The sequence below is a fragment of the Streptomyces sp. NRRL F-2580 genome, from assembly GCF_000720115.1.
Taxonomy (GTDB): Bacteria; Actinomycetota; Actinomycetes; order Streptomycetales; family Streptomycetaceae; genus Streptomyces.
Genome location: NZ_JOIR01000017.1, coordinates 192,725 through 215,299 on the forward strand (window position 1 = coordinate 192,725; position 22,575 = coordinate 215,299).

The window sequence follows — 22,575 nt, forward strand, 5'->3', positions numbered from 1 at the left end:
CAGGTGTGCCGTAGCTCACTCCCCCTCCCCTTTTTGCGACCCGGTCCGCCTCCGGGGCGCCCGGGCCGGGCATGAGGCCGAACCCGCCCGAAATGCTGCTTCCACACATTTCTCCGCGCGTCCGGCCCCCTTCCCACCGTGCCCCGTCAGTGCACGGAGCGCAGGTGGACGACGTCCCCCGCCCCCACCGCCTCGTGCTGTCCCTCGGCCGTACGGATCACCAGCCGGCCATCGGTGTCCACCGCTTCGGCCGTTCCGGTGAGGGTGCGCCCGCCCGGGAGCTCCGCGCGGACGTGGCGGCCGAGGGTGGCGCAGCCCGCCGCGTAGGTCTCCTGGAGGCCGCTGGCGGCGGGGTCGCCGCCCGCCGCGCGCCAGTTCACGTACCACTCCTCCAGGGACCGCAGTACGGCCCTCAGCAGCGGGTCCCGGTCGGTCACGGCGGCCTTGGCCAGCGCCAGCGAGCCCGCGGCCGGTACGGGCAGCTCGTCCTCGGTGAGGCTCACGTTGAGCCCGATCCCGACGACCACCCCCCCGGCGACGCGCTCGGCGAGGATCCCGCCGGTCTTGCGCTCCTCGCCCTCCACGGTGACCAGGAGGTCGTTGGGCCATTTGAGGGCGGTGTCCACACCCGCCGCGCGGGACAGCCCGGTCGCGGTGGCCACCCCGGCCAGCAGGGTCAGCCACCCCCACCGCTCCTGCGGCACCGCGTCTCCCGGCTTGAACAGCACGGAGAAGAACAGCCCGGACCGGGCCGGCGCGACCCAGCTCCGGTCCAGCCGCCCCCGCCCGGCGCTCTGCTCCTCGGCGACGAGCACGGCCCCCTCGGGCAGCTCCGGCGCCCGGGCGGCGAGGTCGGTGTTGGTGGAACCGGTGGTGGCGACCACCTCCAGGGAGGTCCACAGCCCTCCCCCGGTCACGAGGGCCCGCCGCAACCCCTCGGCGTTCAGCGGCGGCCGCTCCAGGTTCGACCAACGACCGGCGGAAGCTCCTGCTGATGCATCTGATGGCGTCATGCAACCCACAGTAGGTGTGTCAAACGCCGCACTGCCGAGCGCCATGCCCGCCGATACGCTACGCACCAGTAGCCAGCAGTAGTCAATCAATTGACCAGGCAGTTGACACCATGCAGGGAGCCGCGACCCCGATGTCACATCCGTCAGAGCCGATCGACATGCACACCACCGCGGGCAAGATCGCGGATCTGCAGCGCCGCATCGACGAAGCCACCCACGCCGGATCCGCCCGTGCCGTGGAGAAGCAACACGCCAAGGGCAAGCTGACGGCGCGTGAGCGGGTTGCCCTGCTGCTGGACGAGGGTTCCTTCGTCGAGCTGGACGAGTTCGCCCGGCACCGCTCCACCAACTTCGGGCTGGAGAAGACCCGCCCCTACGGCGACGGGGTCGTCACCGGCTACGGCACGGTGGACGGCCGTCCGGTAGCCGTGTTCTCGCAGGACTTCACCGTCTTCGGCGGTGCCCTCGGCGAGGTCTACGGCCAGAAGATCATGAAGGTCATGGACTTCGCGCTGAAGACGGGCTGCCCCCTCGTCGGCATCAACGACTCCGGCGGCGCCCGCATCCAGGAGGGCGTCAGCGCGCTGGGCATGTACGGGGAGATCTTCCGCCGCAACGTCCACGCGTCCGGCGTCATCCCGCAGATCAGCCTGATCGTCGGGCCCTGCGCCGGCGGCGCCGTGTACTCCCCGGCCATCACCGACTTCACGGTCATGGTCGACCAGACCTCGCACATGTTCATCACCGGCCCGGACGTCATCAAGACGGTCACCGGCGAGGACGTCGGCTTCGAGGAGCTGGGCGGGGCGCGCACCCACAACAGCACGTCCGGCGTGGCCCACCACATGGCGGGCGACGAGAAGGACGCCATCGAGTACGTGAAGTCGCTCCTCGCGTACCTGCCGTCGAACAACCTCTCCGAGCCGCCGGCCTTCCCGGAGGAGGCGGACACCGAGGTCTCCGACCTCGACCGCGAGCTCGACGTGCTGATCCCGGACAGCGCGAACCAGCCGTACGACATGCACACCGTGATCGAGCACGTGCTGGACGACGGCGAGTTCCTGGAGACGCAGGCGCTCTTCGCGCCGAACATCCTGACGGGTTTCGGCCGGGTCGAGGGCCACCCGGTGGGCATCGTCGCCAACCAGCCGATGCAGTTCGCCGGCTGCCTGGACATCAACGCCTCCGAGAAGGCGGCACGGTTCGTCCGGACCTGCGACGCCTTCAACGTCCCGGTGCTGACCTTCGTGGACGTGCCGGGCTTCCTGCCGGGCACGGACCAGGAGTACAACGGAATCATCCGGCGCGGCGCGAAGCTGATCTACGCGTACGCCGAGGCGACCGTCCCCCTGATCACGGTCATCACCCGCAAGGCCTTCGGCGGCGCGTACGACGTCATGGGCTCCAAGCACCTCGGCGCGGACCTGAACCTGGCCTGGCCGACCGCGCAGATCGCCGTCATGGGCGCGCAGGGCGCGGTGAACATCCTGCACCGCCGGACCATCGCGGAGGCGGACAATGTGGAGGAGACCCGGGCACGGCTCATCGCCGAGTACGAGGACGCGCTGCTCAACCCGTACACGGCCGCCGAGCGCGGTTACATCGACGCGGTGACCATGCCGTCCGAGACCCGGGCGCACGTGGTCAAGGGGCTTCGGCAGCTGCGCACCAAGCGGGAGTCCCTGCCGCCGAAGAAGCACGGCAACATCCCCCTCTAGTCCCTCCAGGAGGTCTCTGTGGTGATCAAGGTCGTCAAGGGCAATCCGACCCCGGAGGAGCTGGCCGCCGCACTGGCGGTGGTCCAAGCGCGCGCGGCGGTGCTCGCTTCGGCACCGTCGGGCGCCCCGCCGGTCGCGGACGAGTGGTCGACGCCGTCGCGGGTGGCACGGCGCCGGCTGCCGCGTCCGGGCCCGCGCGCGTGGGGCCGTACGTACTGGCCCGGCTAGCCGAAGATGACGTGAACGCGGGACGGCGCCTGAGTACCCGTACTCAGGCGCCGCACCGGTTCCCGGGGCCAGGATCGGAGCATGCTCTGGTCCGACCCGAAGAACGAGCCGCCCAAGGAAATGCGCGACGCGCAGGCGATGATCCGGCGGCTGAGCGTGGTGCTCGCCCTCGCCATGCTCGTCGTGGTCTACGTCCTGGGCGTGGGCACGGGCCACTTCTAGGGCCGCCCCGCGGGCCCCCTCCGAGCCTGTCCGGGGCACGCCCCGGGCGCGTAACGGGCGTGGCCGGGGCACGAAACCGGGCGTGTTCCGGGCCTGTCCGGGGCACGCACCGGGCGTGTTCCGGGACGTCTCCCGCGCGCCTACGATGACCGGCATGACTGCCACGCCCCAGCCCGCGAACCCGCGCAAGCTCGTCCTCGCCTCCGCCTCCCCCGCCCGGCTGAACCTGCTGCGCCAGGCCGGGCTCGCCCCGCACGTGATCGTCAGCGGTTTCGACGAGGACACCCTGAACCACGACGAGCCCGCCGCGCTGGCCCTGGCGCTGGCCGAGGCGAAGGCGGCGGTCGTGGCGGGCCTGGACGAGGCCGCGGGCGCCCTGGTGATCGGCTGCGACTCCGTGCTGGAGCTGGACGGCGAGGCGCTCGGCAAGCCCGCCGACGCCGAGGAGGCCACCGCGCGCTGGAAGTCGATGCGCGGACGGGCGGGCGTGCTGCGCACCGGGCACTGCGTGATCGACACGGCGGACGGCCGCCAGGTCTCGGCCACGGCGTCCACGACGGTCCGGTTCGGCGAGCCGACGGACGCGGAGGTCGCGGCGTACGTGGCCAGCGGCGAGCCGCTGCACGTGGCGGGGGCGTTCACCCTGGACGGGCTGTCGGCGCCGTTCATCGACGGCATCGACGGGGATCACGGCAACGTGATCGGCCTGTCGCTGCCGCTGCTGCGCTCCCTGCTGGGCGAACTGGGCGTGTCCATCACGGACCTGTGGGCTTGAGCTCCCCGTACGCGGCCGGGGGCGGGGGCGGCGGCTGTACGCCCCCCTCGCCGTCGCCGGCGCCGTCCCGCGGGGCGGCGTAGAGCGTCAGGGTCAGCACCAGCAGGCACAGGATCAGCGTCGTCGCCGCGAAGGCGGCCCAGCCGACGAGGACGACGGCGAGGACGCCGAGCAGCCCGTGGGTGACGGCGGCCGTGATGAGGACGACGCGGCCGAAGCGGCCCGGGGAGCGGTCGCCGAGCGCGGCGACGGCGGCGAGGACGGCGCACAGCACGAGGAAGGCACCCATGCCCGCCCCCATGGCGTAGGTCGCCTTGGACATGACGTCCGGATCGCTGCCGGCGATGGACATCGACTGGTTCGCCGTGGTCCGGCCCAGCACGATGTGGACGAGCACGAGCACGGCCGCTTCCGCGACGAGCACGATCGCGGCCAGTCCGGCCACGAGTCTGCGCAGCACTACGTCCCCACCCCCCACACGTCACAAGCCTGTTCGACGCCTGGAGGCTACTAACGGGTAGGGCGACGGGCAAGACATCCGCACACCCGGGTTCGACGAGCCGTCAACACGTCTCCTCCGGGCTGCCTGTGGGTACGGTGTTGTCCCGCTTCACCCCGTGGGACGACGGGGTCGCCGATCGGGCAACCAATCGGCGAACAAGTGGACAACTCCGCGCCGGCCGGCAAAGAAAATGTGGGCCGTTCGTAGGGACTCGACAAAGAATCACCCGGGGCCGCTGACCGGGGGGACAGAGACCTTGGATACATGACGGGGTTACTGTGCAGTCGGGGATCCCCCTGACCTGGGGCGCCACAAGGGTTCTCGGGTGGTTCGGACCTCGCATCACACTCTGTGTGGGCAAGGTCACCACCGGGGAAGGGTCGAAAGGCCGTGTGGGCTGTCCCTAAACTCAGCTTGTTTCAAGGAGGGAGCCATCGTGCGCAAGGTGCTCATCGCCAACCGTGGCGAAATCGCTGTCCGCGTTGCTCGGGCCTGCCGGGACGCCGGGATCGCGAGCGTAGCCGTCTACGCCGATCCGGACCGGGACGCTCTGCACGTCCGCGCGGCCGACGAAGCTTTCGCGTTGGGCGGTGACACCCCGGCCGCCAGCTATCTGGACATCTCCAAGGTCCTCCAGGCCGCAGCCGACTCCGGTGCGGACGCCATCCATCCCGGATACGGCTTCCTCTCCGAGAACGCCGAATTCGCCCAGGCCGTGATCGACGCCGGCCTGACCTGGATCGGTCCGCCGCCGCAGGCCATCCGTGACCTCGGCGACAAGGTGGCCGCCCGTCACATCGCCCAGCGCGCCGGCGCACCGCTGGTCGCCGGTACGCCGGACCCGGTCTCCGGGGCCGACGAGGTCGTCGCGTTCGCCAAGGAGCACGGCCTGCCGATCGCCATCAAGGCCGCCTTCGGCGGTGGCGGTCGCGGTCTGAAGGTCGCCCGCACCCTCGAAGAGGTGCCGGAGCTCTACGACTCCGCCGTCCGTGAGGCCGTCGCCGCCTTCGGCCGCGGCGAGTGCTTCGTCGAGCGCTACCTCGACAAGCCGCGCCACGTCGAGACCCAGTGCCTGGCCGACTCCCACGGCAACGTGGTCGTCGTCTCGACCCGTGACTGCTCCCTGCAGCGCCGCCACCAGAAGCTGGTGGAGGAGGCCCCGGCGCCGTTCCTGACCGACGCTCAGAACGCGGAGCTGTACGCCGCCTCCAAGGCCATCCTGAAGGAAGCCGGCTACGTCGGCGCCGGCACCGTCGAGTTCCTCGTCTCCGCCGACGGCCTGATCTCCTTCCTGGAGGTCAACACCCGCCTGCAGGTCGAGCACCCGGTCACCGAAGAGGTCGCCGGCATCGACCTGGTCCGCGAGATGTTCCGCATCGCCGACGGCGAGGAGCTCGGCTACGGCGACCCGGTCCTGCGCGGTCACTCCATCGAGTTCCGCATCAACGGCGAGGACCCGGGCCGCGGCTTCCTCCCGGCCCCCGGCACGGTCACCAAGTTCAACGCCCCCACCGGCCCGGGCGTCCGCCTGGACGCGGGCGTCGAGTCCGGCTCCGTGATCGGCCCGGCCTGGGACTCCCTCCTGGCCAAGCTCATCGTCACCGGCGCCACCCGCGAGCAGGCCCTGCAGCGCGCGGCCCGCGCCCTGGCCGAGTTCGAGGTCGAGGGCATGGCCACGGCCATCCCGTTCCACCGCGCCGTCGTCGTCGACCCGGCGTTCGCCCCGACCGACGGCAGCCCCTTCACGGTCTACACCCGCTGGATCGAGACCGAGTTCGTCAACGAGATCCCGGCGTTCACGGCCCCGGCCGCGGAGGACACCGAGGACGAGCCGGGCCGCGAGACGGTGGTCGTCGAGGTCGGCGGCAAGCGCCTGGAGGTCTCCCTCCCGTCCTCGCTGGGCATGACCCTGGCCCGCACGGCCGCCGCGGGCGGCGCCAAGCCGAAGCGGCGCGCGGCGAAGAAGTCCGGCCCGGCCGCCTCCGGCGACACCCTGACCTCCCCGATGCAGGGCACGATCGTCAAGGTCGCGGTCGAGGAGGGCCAGCAGGTCAACGAGGGCGACCTGGTCGTCGTACTCGAAGCCATGAAGATGGAGCAGCCGCTCAACGCGCACCGCTCCGGCACCATCGTCGGCCTCACGGCCGAGGTCGGCGCCTCCGTCACCTCGGGCGCGACGATCTGCGAGATCAAGGACTGACGTCCTTCAAACGGGGTTCCCGGGGCTTCCGCCCCAGGGGCCCCGTTTTCCGTGTGCGGCGTCGGTCCGGGGGCGCTGCCCCCGCGCCCCCGCGCCTCGAACGCCGGCGGGGCTGAATATTCCAGCCCCGCCGGCGTTCGAGGCGGGGGGTCCTCCCGGACGGAGCCTGGGAGGAGGATCCTGGGCGGCGCTCCGGCAGACGGCCCGCAGGGGCTAGCGGCGGCGCATGTCGGCCACGCGGGCCCGCTCCGCCTGGGGCTCCGGCAGTATGCCCGCGGCCCGCAGCTGCGCGGTCGGGCCGCCACGCCGCTGCACCGGCAGCGGCGAGTCGCGCCGCGGCCGCCGCCCCATCATCCCGTCCCCGCCGCCGGAGGCAGCCGCGCCCGCCACGGTGATCTGGACGCCCTGGTCGGCGAGTGCCTGGAGTTCCGTCGCGGCCCGGTCGTCGTGCGGCGGGGGCTCGTCCGTGACCAGGCGGGTCATCACGTCCGTCGGCACGGTCTGGAACATGGTGTCGGTGCCGAGCTTCGTGTGGTCCGCGAGGACGACCACCTCGGCCGCCGCCTGCACCAGCGCCCGGTCCACGCTCGCGCTGAGCATGTTGGACGTCGACAGGCCGCGCTCGGCCGTCAGGCCGCTGCCCGAGAGGAACGCGCGGGAGACCCGGAGCCCCTGGAGGGACTGTTCGGCCCCGCTGCCGACGAGGGCGTAGTTGGACCCGCGCAGGGTGCCGCCGGTCATCACCACCTCCACCCGGTTCGCGTGGGCCAGGGCCTGGGCGACGAGCAGCGAGTTGGTGACGACGGTCAGCCCGGGCACCCGAGCGAGCCGGCGGGCCAGCTCCTGGGTCGTGGTGCCCGCGCCGACGACGACGGCCTCGCCCTCTTCCACGAGGGAGGCCGCGACATCGGCGATGGCGGTCTTCTCCGCCGCCGCGAGATGGGACTTTTGCGGAAAGCCGGACTCCCGCGTGAAACCGCCCGGCAAGACCGCACCGCCGTGTCGGCGGTCGAGGAGTCCTTCTGCCTCCAGTGCCCGCACGTCCCGCCGTACGGTCACTTCGGAGGTCTGGACGACGCGGGCGAGCTCCCGGAGCGATACCGCTCCGTTGGCCCGCACCATTTCGAGGATCAATTGGCGACGTTCTGCAGCGAACACGAAACTGACAGTAACCCCAACGACCGTCTGCTTTCAGCTCCTTGCGCCGAAATACCGAAGTTGTCCATATGTCGGGGCGACTAGTGGTATACGCGGCCCGATATCTGGGTGAACGTCCGGCCACACGGCGGCGCACCGCCCCAACACCCTTACGGTATGGGGCGGTTGGGGCCGATCAGGCCTCCCCGGCGGCCTTCCGCGTGTGCAGCTGGCGCGCCACCTCGGCGATCGAGCCCGACAGCGAGGGGTACACGGTGAACGCGTTTGCGATCTGCTCGACCGTCAGGTTGTTGTCCACGGCGATCGAAATGGGGTGGATGAGCTCGCTCGCGCGCGGGGAGACGACCACACCGCCGACGACGATGCCGGTGCCCGGGCGGCAGAACATCTTCACGAAGCCGTCCCGGATGCCCTGCATCTTCGCGCGCGGGTTGCGCAGCAGCGGGAGCTTCACCACGCGGGCGTCGATCTTGCCTGCGTCCACGTCCGCCTGGGTGTATCCGACGGTGGCGATCTCGGGGTCGGTGAAGACGTTCGAGGAGACCGTCTTGAGGTTCAGCGGGGCCACCGCGTCACCGAGGAAGTGGTACATCGCGATGCGGCCCTGCATCGCCGCGACCGACGCGAGCGCGAAGATCCCGGTGACGTCGCCCGCCGCGTAGACGCCGGGCGCGGAGGTGCGCGACACCTTGTCGGTCCAGATGTGCCCGGAGTCCTTGAGCCGGACGCCGGACTCCTCCAGGTTCATGTTCCTGGTGTTGGGGATCGCGCCGACCGCCATCAGGCAGTGCGTACCGGTCAGGACGCGGCCGTCGGAGAGGGTCACCTCGACCCGGTCGCCCACCCGCTTGGCGGACTCGGCGCGGGAGCGGCCGACGACGTTCATGCCGCGGCGCCGGAAGACGTCCTCCAGGACGGCGGCGGCGTCCGGGTCCTCGCCGGGCAGCACGCGGTCGCGGGAGGACACGAGGGTCACCCGGGAGCCGAGGGCCTGGTACGCGCCGGCGAACTCGGCGCCGGTGACACCGGAGCCGACCACGATGAGCTCCTCCGGGAGCTCGTCGAGGTCGTAGACCTGGGTCCAGTTCAGGATCCGCTCGCCGTCGGGCATGGCGTCCGGGATCTCGCGAGGGTGGCCGCCGGTCGCGATCAGCACGGCGTCGGCCGTCAGGATCGTCTCGGTACCGTCGGCGGCGGTGACGATGACGTCGCGCGTGCCGTCGATGCCCTGCGGGCCGCCGAGCTTGCCGCGGCCGCGCACGACGCGGGCGCCGGCCCGGGTGACGGAGGCGGTGATGTCGTGCGACTGGGCGAGCGCGAGGCGCTTGACGCGCCGGTTCACCTTGCCGAGGTCCACGCCGACGACGCGCGCGGCCTGCTCGATGTGCGGGGTGTCGTCCGCGACGACGATGCCGAGCTCTTCGTACGACGAATCGAAGGTGGTCATCACCTCGGCGGTCGCGATCAGAGTCTTGGAGGGCACGCAGTCGGTCAGGACCGAGGCCCCGCCGAGGCCGTCGCAGTCCACGACGGTCACCTCCGCGCCGAGCTGGGCCCCTACCAGCGCAGCCTCATACCCGCCGGGTCCGCCGCCGATGATCACGATCCGGGTCACGAAAAGTCCGCCTCACGTCTACCCGGCCGGCTGCCGCCCCGGCCGGTGTTCCGGGGGGTCTCCCCGGGGGATGCATTCCGTGCCCCATTGTCCCGCACGGTTCAAGGTGCTTCGCGCCCGGTCCCGTCATCCGTGCGCCATCCGGGCACGCGGTCACGGCCACCCCTCCCGTACCCTCGACCTCATGTCGCTCTACGCCGCGTACGCCGGCAACCTCGACCCGCGGCTGATGACGCGCCGCGCTCCCCATTCGCCGCTGCGCGGAACGGGCTGGATCAACGACTGGCGGCTGACCTTCGGCGGCGAGCAGATGGGCTGGGAGGGCGCTCTCGCCACGATCGTCGAGGCCCCGCGCCACCAGGTCTTCGTCGCCCTGTACGACATCGCGCCGCTCGACGAGGACTCGATGGACCGCTGGGAGGGCGTCGGGCTCGACATCTACCGCCGCATGCGGATCCGGGTGCACACCCTGGACGGCGAAGAGGCCGCCTGGTGCTACGTGCTCAACGGCTACGAGGGCGGCCTGCCCTCGGCGCGCTACCTCGGCGAGCTCGCCGACGCCGCCGAGTCCGCGGGCGCCCCGCACGACTATGTGATGGAACTCCGCAAGCGCCCCTGCTGACCCCCTGCGAGCCCGCCGAGCCCAACCCGCTCCCGCCTTCCGGCCCCGCTGTCCCAGCCCGCCGGCGTTCGAGGCGCGGAACCCGGGGGCCCCGCTATTCCAGCCCCGCCGGCGTTTGAGGCGCGGGGTCCGGGGCGGAGCCCCGATCTTTCGGCCCCGCCGACGTCAGAGGCGCGGGGTCCGGGCCGGTCCCGCTGTTCCAGCCCCGCCGGCGTTCGAGGCGCGGGGCCCGGGGCGGAGCCCCGATCTTCCAGCCCCGCCGACGTCAGAGGCGCGGGGTCCGGGCCGGCCCCGCTGTTCCAGCCCCGCCGGCGTTTGAGGCGCGGGGTCCGGGGCGGAGCCCCGATCTTTCGGCCCCGCCGACGCCCGCGGCCCGGCGCCCCCGCACCCGGCCCGCAAGCCCCCCGCCACCCCTCGGGGACGATTCGGCGGAAACGACAAGGCAACGATCCGAACACCGTGAGCTGTGCCATCTACGCGCGTAGGCCAGGAGCGGCTACGCTCTTCTGCGTGAACGCATCTGTTACCGACCCCTTCGCCGCCGCCGACGCCGCAGCCGCCCGCCTGCGCGAGCTGACCGGCGTCGAATCCCACGATGTCGCGCTCGTGATGGGCTCCGGCTGGGCCCCCGCCGCCGAGGCGCTCGGCGCCCCCGAATTCGAGTTCCCCGTCACCGAGCTGCCCGGATTCCCGCCGCCCGCCGTCGAGGGCCACGGCGGCAAGATCCGCTCGTACAAGATCGGCGACAAGCGCGCGCTGCTCTTCCTCGGCCGGACCCACTACTACGAGGGCCGCGGCGTCGCCGCCGTCGCCCACGGCGTGCGCACCGCCGTCGCCGCCGGCTGCAAGACCGTGGTCCTCACCAACGGCTGCGGCGGTCTGCGCGAGGGCATGAAGCCCGGCCAGCCCGTGCTGATCAGTGACCACCTCAACCTGACGGCCACCTCGCCCATCGTCGGCGCGAACTTCGTCGACCTGACGAACCTGTACTCGCCGAAGCTGCGCGCGATGTGCAAGGAGATCGACCCGAGCCTGGAAGAGGGCGTCTACGTCCAGTTCCCCGGCCCGCACTACGAGACCCCGGCCGAGATCAACATGATCCGCGTCATGGGCGCCGACCTGGTCGGCATGTCCACCGTGCTGGAGGCCATCGCGGCCCGTGAGGCCGGCGCCGACGTGCTGGGCATCTCCCTCGTCACCAACCTGGCGGCGGGCCTGTCCGGCGAGCCGCTGAACCACGAAGAGGTCCTCCAGGCCGGCCGTGACTCGGCCGCCCGCATGGGCACGCTGCTGACGCAGGTCCTCGCCCGCATCTGATCGACGTACGAGAGGTAAGGCGGAAGTAGTGCAGGAACAGGACGACCTGATCACCCGGGCCCAGGCCTGGCTGGCGGAGGACCCGGACCCGGAGACGGCGGCCGAACTCGCGGCGCTCATCGACGCGGGCGACACCGCGGAGCTCGCGGACCGTTTCGCCGGCACCCTCCAGTTCGGCACCGCCGGACTGCGCGGTGAGATCGGCGCGGGCCCGATGCGGATGAACCGCAGCGTGGTCATCCGGGCCGCGGCGGGCCTCGCGGCCTACCTGTTGGCCCAGGGCCACGACGGCGGCCTGGTCGTCGTCGGCTACGACGCCCGCTACAAGTCGGCGGACTTCGCCCGCGACACCGCGGCCGTCATGACCGGCGCCGGGCTGCGCGCCGCCGTCCTGCCCCGCCCGCTGCCGACGCCCGTCCTCGCGTACGCCATAAGGCACCTGGGCGCCGTCGCCGGCGTCGAGGTGACCGCGAGCCACAACCCTCCCCGGGACAACGGCTACAAGGTCTATCTCGGCGACGGCTCGCAGATCGTCTCCCCGGCGGACGCGGAGATCGCGGCGGAGATCGCCCGCATCGACACGCTCGCCTCGGTCCCCCGCCCGGAGTCCGGCTGGGAGGAGCTCGGCGACGGGGTCCTGGAGGCCTACCTGGCCCGTACGGACGCCGTCCTGACCCCCGGGTCCGCCCGGGGCGTACGGACCGTCTACACGGCCATGCACGGTGTCGGCAAGGACGTCGTCCTGGCGGCCTTCGCCCGGGCCGGCTTCCCGGCCCCGGTGCTCGTGGCCGAGCAGGCCGAGCCGGACCCGGCCTTCCCGACGGTGGCCTTCCCCAACCCGGAGGAGCCGGGCGCGATGGACCTGGCCTTCGCCAAGGCGGCCGAGGTCAACCCGGACATCGTGATCGCCAACGACCCGGACGCGGACCGCTGCGCGGTGGCGGTCCCCACCGGGGACGGCTGGCGGATGCTGCGCGGCGACGAGGTCGGGGCGCTGCTGGCGGCCCACCTGGTCCACAAGGGGGCGCAGGGCGTCTTCGCGGAATCCATCGTCTCGTCCTCCCTCCTGGGCCGGATCGCGGAGGCCGCGGGCGTCGGCTACGAGGAGACCCTGACGGGCTTCAAGTGGATCGCCCGCGTCGAGGGCCTGCGCTACGGCTACGAGGAGGCGCTCGGCTACTGCGTGGACCCCGAGGGCGTCCGCGACAAGGACGGCGTCACCGCCGCCCTGCTGGTGGCGGAGCTGGCCTCGGAGCTCAAGGAGCAGGGCCGCACCCTGACCGACCTGCTGGACGACCTGGCGATGGCCCACGGGCTGCACGCCACCGACCAGCTGTCGGTCCGCGTCTCGGACCTGTCGGTGATCGCCTCGGCGATGGCCGCGCTGCGGGCGGAGCCGCCGGTGTCCCTGGCGGGGCTGCGGGTCGTCTCGGCGGAGGACCTGACGCAGGGCACGGAGACGCTCCCGCCCACGGACGGTCTGCGCTACTACCTGGAGGGCGACTACAAGGCCCGGGTGATCGTCCGCCCGTCGGGCACGGAGCCGAAGCTGAAGTGCTACCTGGAGGTGGTCGTCCCGGTCGCCGAGGCCTCCGACCTCGCCCCGGCGCGCACCCGCGGCCAGGAGATCCTGGACGCGATCAAGAAGGACCTGGCCGCCGCGGCGGGCATCTGATTCATCCGGCGCCGCTCGCGCGCGCCTCGGCCCCCGGGGGCCTCACCGGCTTCGCGCCGCTGCGCCGGACTCCGTCCGTCGGGCACGGGGCCGGGGCTCCGGCCCCTGTCCGGCCCCGTCCCGCCCCGTCCGGCGGGACCGGGCCTTCGCCGTTTCCGGGGGTCCCTGCGGGCTCTGCCCGGACCCGGGGCGAAGCCCCGGGGGTCAGCGGGGCGTGGCTCCGGTGGAAGCCGAAGAGCGGACGATCTCGCCCAGGGTCGGCACCGATTCCGGGCGCGACCGCATCGCCTCCGTGCACTCCCACGCCCGCGGCGGATCCGCGTCCGGCCCGCCCAGAACCACCGGGCCCGGACCCGCCGACACCGCCTCGTTGCCCGCCAGCGTGCACACGACCTGCGACAGCGCCACCGGCGGCAGGTCCTCCGGCTTGCGGCTCAGCCGCACCGTACCCGCCGGATCGCCCGCGCGCGGCGCGGACACCGCGAGTCCGTCCGGGACCCCGGTCGTGAAGCCGGCATCCCGCTCGTCCGCGCTCGGCGGCTGCTCCAGCGCTTCCAGCAACGCCTGCGCGACCAGGCTCACGGGTTCCCGTACGGGCATCTTCTCGGGCACCGGGATCACTCGCTCCACGCCCACCAGCTGCGATCCGCAGACCAGTTCCACCGTGGCCCGGAAGCCCTGCACCCCGCTCTGCCCGGCGGGCGCCGGCGGGGTGTCGCACGACACGCGTGACGGGGCCGGCCCCACGTCCACCGGCACGGTCGTGGCCCTGATCCCACAGCCCGACGTCGCGAGCAGGGCGACCGCCACGAGCGGGACCACCACGGCCGGCACCACCGGCAGGGCCCTACGCATCCAGGTCACCCGAGATCACCTTCCCCACGTCCACCGGCAGCCGCAGCGTGAACAGGGCCCCGCCCCCCGCCGCGTTGGCGGCGGTGATGTCGCCGCCGTGGATGTGCGCGTTCTCCACGGCGATCGACAGGCCCAGCCCGCTCCCGTCCGACTTCGGCCGCGACGCGCTCGCCTTGTAGAAACGGTCGAAGACGTGCGGCAGGACCTCTTCGGGGATGCCCGGGCCGTTGTCCCGCACCGCGATGACCAGCCACTCCCCGTCCACCGTCACCGACACCCGCACCGGCGAGCCGCCGTGCTTGAGGGCGTTGCCGATCAGGTTGGCGAGGATGACGTCGAGGCGGCGCGGGTCGAGCCGGGCCACGATGTCCCGTTCGGCGTCGAGTTCGACCGCGTCGAGCCAGGCCCGCGCGTCGATGCAGGCCGTGACCTGGTCGGCGACGTTGACGTCGTCCAGCACCAGCTTGGCCGTACCCGCGTCGAAGCGGGTGACCTCCATCAGGTTCTCCACCAGGTCGTTCAGCCGCCGCGTCTCGCTGACGACCAGCGCCACCGCCGGCGCGATCATCGGGTCGAGGTCGTCGACCTCTTCCTCCAGCACCTCCGCCACCGCCGTCAACGCGGTCAGCGGGGTGCGCAGTTCGTGGGACATGTCCGCGACGAAGCGCCGGCTGGACTCCTCCCGCGCACTCATGTCGGCGACCTTCTTCTCCAGCGCCTCGGCCGTCTTGTTGAAGGTGTGCGACAGGTCGGCGAGTTCGTCCGTGCCGGACACGTCCAGCCGGTGGTCCAGCTCGCCCTCGCCGAGCCGCCGGGCCGCGTCTCCCAGCCGCTGCACGGGCTTGAGCACCGTACGGGCCGCGGCCTGCGCGAGCAGGGCGGAGCCGAGCAGCGCCAGACCGGTGGCGATCGTCAGCGACCAGGCGAGCGCGTTCAGGTCGTCCCGCTCCTGGGCGAGCGACTTGTACATGTAGCCGGTCGGCCCGCCGCCCACGATCCGGGTGCCGCCGACCAGGTACGGGTTGCCGTTCGGCTTCGTCCGCTGCCAGTACATGTGGTACTCGGCGTCGTTCGCCGCGGTCGTCTTCTGCTCGTCGTTCACGGCGTTCCGGAGGGACTTCGGTACGTCCTGCAGCCCGAAGGAGTCGGGACCGGCCGCGCCGAACACCTCGCGGTGGTCCTTGCGTTCGTGCACCAGCAGCACGCTGTAGCCGGGGCTGCTGCCCGCCATCAGCTCGGCGGTGCGCTGCATCTCCTCCGGCGTCGGGTCGGCGGGCAGCGCGGCGGCACGGTTCTGCATCTCCTGTCGGAAGTCGCCCAGCGCCGCGTCCTGGACGCGGGTGAGCACGGCCTCCCGGTTGAGCCAGTACGCGATCCCGGACGCGGAGACCGCGGCCGTCAGGGCGACCAGCGCGAAGACGATGAGGAGCCGCAGCCGCAGGCTGGTCCAGCGCCGGCCCGCGAGCAACGCGCGGATCACTGCGGGGAGTCCAGGCGATAGCCGACACCCCGGACGGTACGGATCAGGGTGGGCGAGGACGGTACGTCCTCGACCTTGGCGCGCAGCCGCTGGACGCAGGCGTCGACGAGCCGCGAGTCACCGAGGTAGTCGTGCTCCCAGACCAGCCGCAGCAGCTGCTGGCGCGACAGCGCCTGGCCGGGCCTGCGGCTCAGTTCGAGGAGCAGCCGCAGCTCGGTCGGGGTGAGCTGGAGGTCCTCGCCGTTCTTGGTGACCGTCATGGCCGCGCGGTCGATGACCAGGGAGCCGAAGCTCGCCGAGTCGCTCGACTCGCGCTCGCCGCGGCGCAGGACGGCCCGGATGCGGGCGTCGAGGACCCGGCCCTGGACGGGCTTGACCACGTAGTCGTCGGCCCCGGACTCCAGGCCCACGACCACGTCGATGTCATCGCTGCGCGCGGTGAGCAGGATGATCGGCAGCTGGTCGGTGCGCCGGATCCGCCGGCACACCTCGAAACCGTCGATCCCGGGCAGCATCACGTCCAGCACGATCAGATCCGGCCGCTGCTCGCGCAGCAGTTTCAGGCCGTCCTCGCCCGTCGCCGCGGTGGCCACACGGTGGCCCTGGCGAGACAGGGAGAGCTCGAGGGCCGTGCGGATGGCGTCGTCGTCCTCGATCAGCAACAGGAAAGGCACGGGCTCATTCTGTCCCATCGACAGTCGGGAGTTCGACCGTCGCGGGGAGGCGATCGTACGGAAGTCGCTGTGACAGGGCTGTGACAGTCGACGGACACCCCGGTTAAGTCGGCGGGGCAGTCTTCTACCAACGCACAACGGACCGAAGCACAGACACTCCACGACGGGGGGCGCGAGATGAACACGCTGCACAGCACCAACACCAGCGCGGTTGTCACGCGGCTGCACGATGTGAACCGCCGGGCGGGTGTCCGTACGGTGGCGGTCGCCCGTCCCCGGCCGGCCCACGTCGTAGCCATTGACGCAAACCAGTACCAGGCGGTTCCCGCCCAGCACACGCCGTCCTCCACCTCGGAGGCGGAGTTCACGGCCTACGTCCAGGAGCGGCGGGCCGCCCTGTACGCGACGGCCTTCCACCTCACCGGCGACCGCTACGAGGCCGAGGACCTGCTGCAGAGCGCGCTGTTCTCCACGTACCGCGCCTGGGACCGGATCAGCGACAAGGCGGCCGTCGGCGGGTACCTGCGCCGCACGATGACCAACCTGCACATCAGCGCGTGGCGTCGGCGGAAGCTGAACGAGTACCCGACGGAGGAGCTGCCGGAGACGGCCTCCGACACGGACGCGATGCGCGGTACGGAGCTGCGCGCGGTCCTGTGGCAGGCCCTGACCCGGATCCCGGAGCCGCAGCGCACGATGCTGGTGCTGCGCTACTACGAGGGCCGTACGGACCCGGAGATCGCGGAGATCCTCGGGATCAGCGTCGGCACGGTGAAGTCGAGCATCTGGCGCTCGCTGCGCCGCCTGCGGGAGGACGAGGCGCTGAGCTTCGGCCGTGACGAGGCGGAGTCCTTCGAGGAGCTCGTCGCGTAAGGCGGCGCACACAGACCATCGGGCCAGGGGGCCCGTCCTGCGGGGGTGGGACGGGGGCCGCGGGGGGAAAGGCGGGATCAAGCGGCCGGGGGTCCGCCTGATCCCGCCTTTTCGCATGTGCGGGGCCGGGCGGCAGGCGCCTTGCCGCTCCCCGGCGCGGCGGGTGCGGCGGCGACTCCTGGACAGATAGTCTGCGCGCAGATAATCTGTTCGTAGATATTCTGAAGCCCAGCGCGAGGAGACCGTCATGTGGGAGTACGAGCACGACATCGAGACCGGAGCCGCACCCGAGGCGATCTGGCGGCTCTGGAGCGACGTGGAGAACTGGGGCGCCTGGAACGGGGAGATCGAGAAGATCGAACTCCGGGGCCCGTTCGCCGAGGGCGCCGGGATCACGATGACCCCGCCCGGCGAGGATCCGGTGGAACTGACCGTCACCGAGCTCGGCGAGGGTGAGCACTTCACCGACGAGGCCCGGTTCGGACCGCTCGTCCTGCGCACCACGCACCGGCTCGTCCCGCTCGGTCAGGGCCGCACCCGGGTGGTGTACCGGATGGAGATCACCGGCGAGGGCGCCGCCGAGGCCGGGCCGCGGATCGGCCCCGGCATCACCGCGGACTGGCCCGACACGATGGCCGCGCTCGTACGCCTCGCGGCGCGGGGCTGAGCGCCTTGAAGCCCGGCGAGAGCCCCGGGTTCCTGCTCTGGCACGTCACGCTGCGCTGGCAGCGGGACATCGCCGCCGCCTTGGCCCCGCTCGACCTGACCCACGTGCAGTTCGTCCTGCTGGCCTGCACCTGGTGGCTGAACGGCCGGGGCCAGCGGCCCAACCAGCTGGCCGTCGCCCGCCAGGCGGGCACGGACGTGAAGATGACGTCCCAGGTGCTGCGCACCCTGGAGAAGAAGGGCCTCATCGAACGCGAGGTGGACCCGGCCGACACGCGCGCCAGGCGGCTGCGCGTGACCGACCTCGGCGCCGACCTGGCCCCCCGCGCGATCGCGGCCGTCGAGGAGGTCGACGCACGGTTCTTCGGACCGGTCCCGGTCGAGGACGCGGTGGCCCTCCTCGGCCGCCTGGCCGCGGAGGACGGCGGGCCGGACGGAGGCCAGCCGTCCTAGGCGGGAGTGGGCGCGTGGCGGTGGCGGCCGGCGGCGGCCGCGGCGAGCCGGCCGAGGGCCTCGTCGCGGCCGCACGCGTGCGCGCCCAGCGCGATGTGGCGCGCCACGATGCCCCGCTCCGCCCGCATCAGCCGCAGGCCGCGCCGCAGCAGGAACAGAGCCGACTTGCGGCCCTCGCGCAGGTCGCGCGCCAGCCGTCGACGGAAGGTGGTGGACGGCCGCCCGCGCAGGCAGATGGCGTCCGCGAGCAGCCCCAGTTCCCGGCACCGGACGGCGATGTCCGCGGCGAAGATGCCCTCCGCGATGAACAGCGGGGTCCGCGCGATGTCCAGCGACTCCGCCCCGGTCCGCGAGGACGTCGCGATGTCGTACACCGGGACGTCGGTGCGGCCCACCGCGCACAGCTCCTCGATCGCCGCGACGGCGGTGTCCGCGTCCCACGACAGCGGGGAGTCCCAGTCGATGTCCGAACTGCCCTCGACCAGCGGGAGGGTCGGGTCGTCCGCCTCCTTGTAGAAGTCGTCCAGACGCAGCACGGGCAGACCCGAACGGGCCGCCAGCGAGGACTTGCCGGACCCCGAGGGTCCGGTCAGGAGCACGACACGCGTAGGCGAAGGAGAGGAGGAGCTCACGGAACACAAGTGTGAACCATTCCCCCGCTCAGGGGATGCCTCCGGTGACCGGTTGGTATCGAGGATCACACCTCCACTACGCTGCGTGCGCGTACGACTACGGCGCACCACAGACGAGCACAGGGTGGGAATCCCATGGCACGCCACGCAGCAGCCTCCTCCGCAAGCAGCCGGCTCCGTTCCGCGGGCCTGACGGTCTCGATGGCGGGCGCCGCGCTCGCGATGGCCGCGGGGGGTGCCCAGGCCAGTGATCTCGACGTACCGGCGGCTCTGGCCGGGGTCACCGAGCCCGTCGCGAACCTCAAGGTGAACCCGCTCGCCCACACCGGCGTGGATCCGCTGGACAACGGCGTGGCCACGCAGGTCGCGGACTTCCCCGCCGTCGGCACCGGCATGGTCACCGGCGTGCTGACCCAGGGGCCGTCCGTCGGCGAGCTGCCCGGCGCCGCGGTCTCCTCGCTGCTCGGGCCGGTGCTCCCCAAGAAGTAGGGAAGCGGGTACGCGAAGGCCCCGGCAGCACGGGGGACGCTGCCGGGGCCGGTCTCGTACGGGCGCCGGTCCTAGTAGGACGAGCCGCCCGAGCCCAGCGACCCCGTCGGGTGCCAGACCGTCTTGGTCTCCAGGAACGCCGTCATGCGCGACGTGCCCGGGTCGGCGCTCCAGTCGTCCACAGGCTGTGGACGCAGGACGCGCTTGAGGTTGTCGGCCGCCGCGATCTCCAGCTCCTTGGCCAGCGCCGCGTCGGCTCCGGCCAGGTCGATCGCGTTGACGTCCTGGTGGGACGCCAGGTGCGGGCCCATCTCGGCGGCCTTGCCGGACAGGATGTTGACCACGCCGCCGGGCAGGTCGGAGGTGGCGAGCACCTCGCCCAGGGAGAGGGCCGGCAGCGGGGACTTCTCGGAGGTGATCACGACCGCCGTGTTGCCGGTCGCGATGACCGGGGCGATCACCGAAACCAGGCCCAGGAAGGACGAGTCCTGGGGGGCGATCACGGTCACGACACCGGTCGGTTCCGGGGTGGAGAGGTTGAAGAACGGACCCGCGACCGGGTTGGCCCCGCCCACGATCTGGCCGATCTTGTCGGTCCAGCCCGCGTACCAGACCCAGCGGTCGATGGCGGCGTCCACGACGGCGCCGGCCTTCGACTTGGACAGGCCCTCGGCCTCGCCGACCTCGCGGACGAACTGGTCGCGGCGGCCCTCCAGCATCTCGGCGATGCGGTAGAGGATCTGGCCGCGGTTGTACGCGGTCGCGCCCGACCAGCCGCCGAAGGCCTTGCGGGCCGCGACGACCGCGTCACGGGCGTCCTTGCGGGAGGACAGCGGCGCGTTGGCCACCCAGTTGCCCTTCGAGTCGCTCACCTCGTACACCCGGCCGCTCTCGGAGCGGGGGAACTTGCCCCCGACGTACAGCTTGTAGGTCTTGAAGACGCTCAGACGCGCCGACGACGACTCAGACATCGAGGTAGCCCTCCAGGCCGTGGCGGCCGCCCTCGCGGCCGAAGCCCGACTCCTTGTAGCCGCCGAAGGGCGAGGTCGGGTCGAACTTGTTGAACGTGTTGGCCCAGACGACGCCCGCGCGGAGCTTGTTCGCGACCGCTAGGATGCGGCTGCCCTTCTCCGTCCAGATGCCGGCGGAGAGGCCGTACTGGCTGTTGTTGGCCTTCGCGACGGCCTCGTCGGGCGTGCGGAAGGTCAGCACGGACAGCACCGGGCCGAAGATCTCGTCGCGGGCGACGGTGTGCGCCTGGGTGACGTTCGTGAAGAGCGTCGGGGCGAACCAGTAGCCGGCGGACGGCAGCTCGCACGCCGGGGACCAGCGCTCGGCGCCCTCGGCCTCGCCGGTCTCCGCGAGCGCGGTGATCCGGGCGAGCTGCTCGGCGGAGTTGATCGCGCCGATGTCGGTGTTCTTGTCGAGCGGGTCGCCCAGGCGCAGCGTGGACAGGCGGCGCTTGAGCGAGTCCAGCAGCTCGTCGTGGATCGACTCCTGGACCAGCAGGCGGGAGCCCGCGCAGCAGACCTGGCCCTGGTTGAAGAAGATGCCGTTGACGATGCCCTCGACGGCCTGGTCGATGGGGGCGTCGTCGAAGACGATGTTGGCGCCCTTGCCGCCCAGCTCCAGGGTGACCTTCTTGTCGGTGCCGGCGACGTGGCGGGCGATCTTCTTGCCCACGGCGGTCGAGCCGGTGAAGGCGACCTTGTTGACGTCGGGGTGCTCGACGAGGGCCGCGCCCGCGTCGCCGTACCCGGTGAGGATGTTCACGACGCCCTTGGGCAGGCCCGCCTGGCGGCAGATGTCCGCGAAGAACAGCGCCGAGAGGGGGGTCGTCTCCGCCGGCTTCAGCACGACCGTGTTGCCGGTGGCGAGCGCCGGGGCGATCTTCCACGCGAGCATCAGGAGCGGGAAGTTCCAGGGGATGACCTGACCGGCCACGCCCAGCGGGCGCGGGTTGGCCCCGTAGCCCGCGTGGTCGAGCTTGTCGGCCCAGCCCGCGTAGTAGAAGAAGTGCGCGGCGACGAGCGGGAGGTCCGCGTCGCGGGTCTCCTTGATCGGCTTGCCGTTGTCCAGGGTCTCCAGGACGGCGAGCTCGCGGCTGCGCTCCTGGATGATCCGGGCGATGCGGAAGAGGTACTTGGCGCGCTCGGAGCCGGGCAGCGCGGACCACTTCTCGAAGGCCTTGCGGGCGGCCTTCACGGCGCGGTCCACGTCGGCGGCGCCGGCCTGGGCGACCTCGGCGAGGACCTCCTCGGACGACGGCGAGACGGTCTTGAAGACCCTGCCGTCGGCGGCGTCGGTGAACTCGCCGTCGATGAAGAGACCGTAGGAGGGGGCGATGTCGACGACCGAGCGGGACTCGGGAGCCGGTGCGTACTCGAATGCAGATGCCATGGTGATCAGTCCACCGTCACGTAGTCGGGACCGGAGTAACGGCCGGTGCTCAGCTTCTGGCGCTGCATCAACAGGTCGTTGAGCAGGCTGGAGGCGCCGAAGCGGAACCAGTGGTTGCTCAGCCAGTCCTCGCCCACGGTCTCATTGACCAGGACCAGGAACTTGATCGCGTCCTTGGTGGTGCGGATGCCGCCGGCCGGCTTCACGCCGATCTGGATTCCAGTCTGCTCCCGGAAGTCGCGGACGGCTTCGAGCATGAGCAGGGTGTTCGCGGGGGTGGCGTTGACGCCCACCTTGCCCGTCGACGTCTTGATGAAGTCGGCGCCCGCGAGCATGCCGATCCAGGAGGCGCGGCGGATGTTGTCGTAGGTCGACAGCTCGCCGGTCTCGAAGATGACCTTGAGGCGGGCCGCGGTGCCGTCGGGACGGACGCAGGCCTCCTTGATGGCCTTGATCAGCTCGTACGTCTCCAGGTAGCGACCGGCGAGGAAGGCGCCACGGTCGATGACCATGTCGATCTCGTCGGCGCCGGCGGCGACGGCGTCACGGGTGTCCGCGAGCTTGACGGGCAGCGCGGCGCGGCCGGCCGGGAAGGCGGTGGCGACGGAGGCGACCTTGACGTCGGCGCCGTTCAGCGCGGCCTTGGCGGTGGCCACCATGTCGGGGTAGACGCAGACCGCGGCGGTCATGGGCGTCGTACGGTCGGTCGGATCGGGGTTGACGGCCTTGGCGGAGAGCGCCCGGACCTTGCCCGGGGTGTCCGCGCCTTCGAGCGTCGTCAGGTCGATCATCGAGATGGCCAGGTCGATGGCGTACGCCTTGGCCGTCGTCTTGATCGAACGGGTGCCGAGGGAGGCCGCGCGGGCCTCCAGGCCGACAGTGTCGACGCCGGGCAGCCCGTGCAGGAAGCGGCGCAGCGCACTGTCGGACGTCGTCACGTCAGCGAATGCGGTGAGGGTGGTGGGCATGGTCACCACATGAGCATATCTACGCGCGTAGCGACCTGTC

At 71.9% G+C, this 22,575-nt stretch carries 23 protein-coding genes; 12 read left to right on the forward strand and 11 right to left on the reverse strand.

Annotated elements, in window-relative coordinates; genetic code table 11:
• Window positions 1-146 precede the first annotated feature (146 nt).
• On the reverse strand, window positions 147-1,013 hold the full coding sequence (locus tag IF88_RS0120630; RefSeq protein WP_030714242.1) for a biotin--[acetyl-CoA-carboxylase] ligase: 867 nt from the start codon (window positions 1,011-1,013) through the stop codon (window positions 147-149).
• A gap of 131 nt (window positions 1,014-1,144) precedes the next feature.
• On the opposite strand from IF88_RS0120630, the gene IF88_RS0120635 reads away from it, so the two are divergent.
• The 4 genes from IF88_RS0120635 to IF88_RS0120650 all read left to right on the forward strand — a co-directional run bounded on the left by IF88_RS0120635 (window position 1,145) and on the right by IF88_RS0120650 (window position 3,956).
• Window positions 1,145-2,731 carry an acyl-CoA carboxylase subunit beta gene (locus IF88_RS0120635; RefSeq protein WP_030714245.1) on the forward strand — a complete coding sequence of 529 codons (1,587 nt, stop codon included), beginning with the start codon at window positions 1,145-1,147 and terminating at the stop codon, window positions 2,729-2,731.
• Window positions 2,732-2,749: 18 nt separating this feature from the next.
• On the forward strand, window positions 2,750-2,959 hold the full coding sequence (locus tag IF88_RS0120640) for an acyl-CoA carboxylase epsilon subunit (protein ID WP_030714248.1): 210 nt from the start codon (window positions 2,750-2,752) through the stop codon (window positions 2,957-2,959).
• An 81-nt stretch (window positions 2,960-3,040) separates the two neighbouring features.
• Window positions 3,041-3,181 (forward strand): morphogenic membrane protein MmpB, encoded by a 141-nt coding sequence (gene mmpB, locus IF88_RS47315; RefSeq protein WP_199808103.1) that lies wholly within the window; start codon window positions 3,041-3,043, stop codon window positions 3,179-3,181.
• A 154-nt stretch (window positions 3,182-3,335) separates the two neighbouring features.
• Entirely contained in the window at window positions 3,336-3,956 is a 621-nt protein-coding gene (locus IF88_RS0120650) for a nucleoside triphosphate pyrophosphatase (protein WP_030714251.1), read from the forward strand.
• On the opposite strand, the gene IF88_RS0120655 is transcribed toward IF88_RS0120650, so the two are convergent.
• Window positions 3,937-4,416: a hypothetical protein gene (locus tag IF88_RS0120655; RefSeq protein ID WP_030714260.1), complete on the reverse strand. Its 480-nt coding sequence runs from the start codon at window positions 4,414-4,416 to the stop codon at window positions 3,937-3,939. The two genes, IF88_RS0120650 and IF88_RS0120655, sit on opposite strands and share 20 nt — an antisense overlap.
• A gap of 478 nt (window positions 4,417-4,894) precedes the next feature.
• On the opposite strand from IF88_RS0120655, the gene IF88_RS0120660 reads away from it, so the two are divergent.
• Complete coding sequence (locus tag IF88_RS0120660; protein WP_030714261.1) at window positions 4,895-6,658, forward strand: acetyl/propionyl/methylcrotonyl-CoA carboxylase subunit alpha; 1,764 nt, start codon at window positions 4,895-4,897, stop codon at window positions 6,656-6,658.
• A gap of 213 nt (window positions 6,659-6,871) precedes the next feature.
• Here the strand turns inward: IF88_RS0120660 and IF88_RS0120665 are convergent, their stop codons facing one another.
• A complete protein-coding gene (locus IF88_RS0120665; protein WP_078893014.1) occupies window positions 6,872-7,816 on the reverse strand; it encodes a DeoR/GlpR family DNA-binding transcription regulator in 945 nt (314 codons plus the stop codon).
• A gap of 175 nt (window positions 7,817-7,991) precedes the next feature.
• A complete protein-coding gene (locus tag IF88_RS0120670; RefSeq protein ID WP_030714265.1) occupies window positions 7,992-9,431 on the reverse strand; it encodes an NAD(P)H-quinone dehydrogenase in 1,440 nt (479 codons plus the stop codon).
• 184 nt (window positions 9,432-9,615) lie between these two features.
• Between IF88_RS0120670 and IF88_RS0120675 the strand changes: the two genes are divergently transcribed.
• The 3 genes from IF88_RS0120675 to IF88_RS0120685 all read left to right on the forward strand — a co-directional run bounded on the left by IF88_RS0120675 (window position 9,616) and on the right by IF88_RS0120685 (window position 13,045).
• The gene (locus tag IF88_RS0120675; RefSeq protein WP_030290800.1) at window positions 9,616-10,053 is read left to right on the forward strand and encodes a gamma-glutamylcyclotransferase; all 438 of its coding nucleotides are present in this window, start codon (window positions 9,616-9,618) and stop codon (window positions 10,051-10,053) included.
• 510 nt (window positions 10,054-10,563) lie between these two features.
• A complete protein-coding gene (locus IF88_RS0120680) occupies window positions 10,564-11,370 on the forward strand; it encodes a purine-nucleoside phosphorylase (RefSeq protein WP_030714268.1) in 807 nt (268 codons plus the stop codon).
• 28 nt (window positions 11,371-11,398) lie between these two features.
• Window positions 11,399-13,045: a phospho-sugar mutase gene (locus IF88_RS0120685; protein WP_030714270.1), complete on the forward strand. Its 1,647-nt coding sequence runs from the start codon at window positions 11,399-11,401 to the stop codon at window positions 13,043-13,045.
• A gap of 204 nt (window positions 13,046-13,249) precedes the next feature.
• Here the strand turns inward: IF88_RS0120685 and IF88_RS0120690 are convergent, their stop codons facing one another.
• From IF88_RS0120690 to afsQ1, 3 genes are read right to left on the reverse strand one after another with little or no spacing between them, the layout of a single operon-like run.
• Entirely contained in the window at window positions 13,250-13,900 is a 651-nt protein-coding gene (locus IF88_RS0120690; RefSeq protein ID WP_030714271.1) for a hypothetical protein, read from the reverse strand.
• Window positions 13,893-15,380 (reverse strand): sensor histidine kinase, encoded by a 1,488-nt coding sequence (locus IF88_RS0120695; protein ID WP_030714272.1) that lies wholly within the window; start codon window positions 15,378-15,380, stop codon window positions 13,893-13,895. Before IF88_RS0120695 ends, IF88_RS0120690 begins: the two co-directional genes overlap by 8 nt.
• Window positions 15,377-16,054 (reverse strand): two-component system response regulator AfsQ1, encoded by a 678-nt coding sequence (gene afsQ1, locus IF88_RS0120700; RefSeq protein WP_063754818.1) that lies wholly within the window; start codon window positions 16,052-16,054, stop codon window positions 15,377-15,379. Before afsQ1 ends, IF88_RS0120695 begins: the two co-directional genes overlap by 4 nt.
• A 177-nt stretch (window positions 16,055-16,231) precedes the next feature.
• On the opposite strand from afsQ1, the gene IF88_RS0120705 reads away from it, so the two are divergent.
• The 3 genes from IF88_RS0120705 to IF88_RS0120715 all read left to right on the forward strand — a co-directional run bounded on the left by IF88_RS0120705 (window position 16,232) and on the right by IF88_RS0120715 (window position 18,046).
• Window positions 16,232-16,927 carry a SigE family RNA polymerase sigma factor gene (locus IF88_RS0120705; RefSeq protein WP_030714274.1) on the forward strand — a complete coding sequence of 232 codons (696 nt, stop codon included), beginning with the start codon at window positions 16,232-16,234 and terminating at the stop codon, window positions 16,925-16,927.
• 247 nt (window positions 16,928-17,174) lie between these two features.
• The gene (locus IF88_RS0120710; protein WP_030714277.1) at window positions 17,175-17,594 is read left to right on the forward strand and encodes an SRPBCC family protein; all 420 of its coding nucleotides are present in this window, start codon (window positions 17,175-17,177) and stop codon (window positions 17,592-17,594) included.
• A gap of 5 nt (window positions 17,595-17,599) precedes the next feature.
• Window positions 17,600-18,046 (forward strand): MarR family winged helix-turn-helix transcriptional regulator, encoded by a 447-nt coding sequence (locus IF88_RS0120715; RefSeq protein WP_030714280.1) that lies wholly within the window; start codon window positions 17,600-17,602, stop codon window positions 18,044-18,046.
• Here the strand turns inward: IF88_RS0120715 and IF88_RS0120720 are convergent.
• Window positions 18,043-18,744, reverse strand: coding sequence for a uridine kinase family protein (locus IF88_RS0120720; protein WP_078893018.1), 702 nt, complete (start codon window positions 18,742-18,744; stop codon window positions 18,043-18,045). The genes IF88_RS0120715 and IF88_RS0120720 overlap by 4 nt on opposite strands.
• A gap of 69 nt (window positions 18,745-18,813) precedes the next feature.
• On the opposite strand from IF88_RS0120720, the gene IF88_RS0120725 reads away from it, so the two are divergent.
• Window positions 18,814-19,167 carry a hypothetical protein gene (locus IF88_RS0120725; protein ID WP_030714285.1) on the forward strand — a complete coding sequence of 118 codons (354 nt, stop codon included), beginning with the start codon at window positions 18,814-18,816 and terminating at the stop codon, window positions 19,165-19,167.
• 71 nt (window positions 19,168-19,238) lie between these two features.
• On the opposite strand, the gene IF88_RS0120730 is transcribed toward IF88_RS0120725, so the two are convergent.
• From IF88_RS0120730 to deoC, 3 genes are read right to left on the reverse strand one after another with little or no spacing between them, the layout of a single operon-like run.
• Window positions 19,239-20,138 carry an aldehyde dehydrogenase family protein gene (locus IF88_RS0120730; RefSeq protein WP_030714287.1) on the reverse strand — a complete coding sequence of 300 codons (900 nt, stop codon included), beginning with the start codon at window positions 20,136-20,138 and terminating at the stop codon, window positions 19,239-19,241.
• The gene (locus IF88_RS0120735) at window positions 20,131-21,567 is read right to left on the reverse strand and encodes an aldehyde dehydrogenase family protein (protein WP_030714290.1); all 1,437 of its coding nucleotides are present in this window, start codon (window positions 21,565-21,567) and stop codon (window positions 20,131-20,133) included. The genes IF88_RS0120730 and IF88_RS0120735 overlap by 8 nt, the downstream gene beginning before the upstream one ends.
• Before the next feature lie 5 nt (window positions 21,568-21,572).
• The gene (deoC, locus tag IF88_RS0120740; RefSeq protein WP_030714293.1) at window positions 21,573-22,535 is read right to left on the reverse strand and encodes a deoxyribose-phosphate aldolase; all 963 of its coding nucleotides are present in this window, start codon (window positions 22,533-22,535) and stop codon (window positions 21,573-21,575) included.
• Window positions 22,536-22,575 lie beyond the last annotated feature (40 nt).

Coding starts and splice junctions, on each gene's coding strand:
- IF88_RS0120630 (WP_030714242.1), bottom strand. CDS start 1,013: ATGACGCCATCAGATGCATCAGCAGGAGCTTCCGCCGGTCGTTGGTCG.
- IF88_RS0120635 (WP_030714245.1), top strand. CDS start 1,145: ATGTCACATCCGTCAGAGCCGATCGACATGCACACCACCGCGGGCAAG.
- mmpB (WP_199808103.1), top strand. CDS start 3,041: ATGCTCTGGTCCGACCCGAAGAACGAGCCGCCCAAGGAAATGCGCGAC.
- IF88_RS0120650 (WP_030714251.1), top strand. CDS start 3,336: ATGACTGCCACGCCCCAGCCCGCGAACCCGCGCAAGCTCGTCCTCGCC.
- IF88_RS0120675 (WP_030290800.1), top strand. CDS start 9,616: ATGTCGCTCTACGCCGCGTACGCCGGCAACCTCGACCCGCGGCTGATG.
- IF88_RS0120690 (WP_030714271.1), bottom strand. CDS start 13,900: ATGCGTAGGGCCCTGCCGGTGGTGCCGGCCGTGGTGGTCCCGCTCGTG.
- IF88_RS0120705 (WP_030714274.1), top strand. CDS start 16,232: ATGAACACGCTGCACAGCACCAACACCAGCGCGGTTGTCACGCGGCTG.
- IF88_RS0120710 (WP_030714277.1), top strand. CDS start 17,175: ATGTGGGAGTACGAGCACGACATCGAGACCGGAGCCGCACCCGAGGCG.
- IF88_RS0120725 (WP_030714285.1), top strand. CDS start 18,814: ATGGCACGCCACGCAGCAGCCTCCTCCGCAAGCAGCCGGCTCCGTTCC.
- IF88_RS0120730 (WP_030714287.1), bottom strand. CDS start 20,138: ATGTCTGAGTCGTCGTCGGCGCGTCTGAGCGTCTTCAAGACCTACAAG.
- IF88_RS0120735 (WP_030714290.1), bottom strand. CDS start 21,567: ATGGCATCTGCATTCGAGTACGCACCGGCTCCCGAGTCCCGCTCGGTC.
- deoC (WP_030714293.1), bottom strand. CDS start 22,535: ATGCCCACCACCCTCACCGCATTCGCTGACGTGACGACGTCCGACAGT.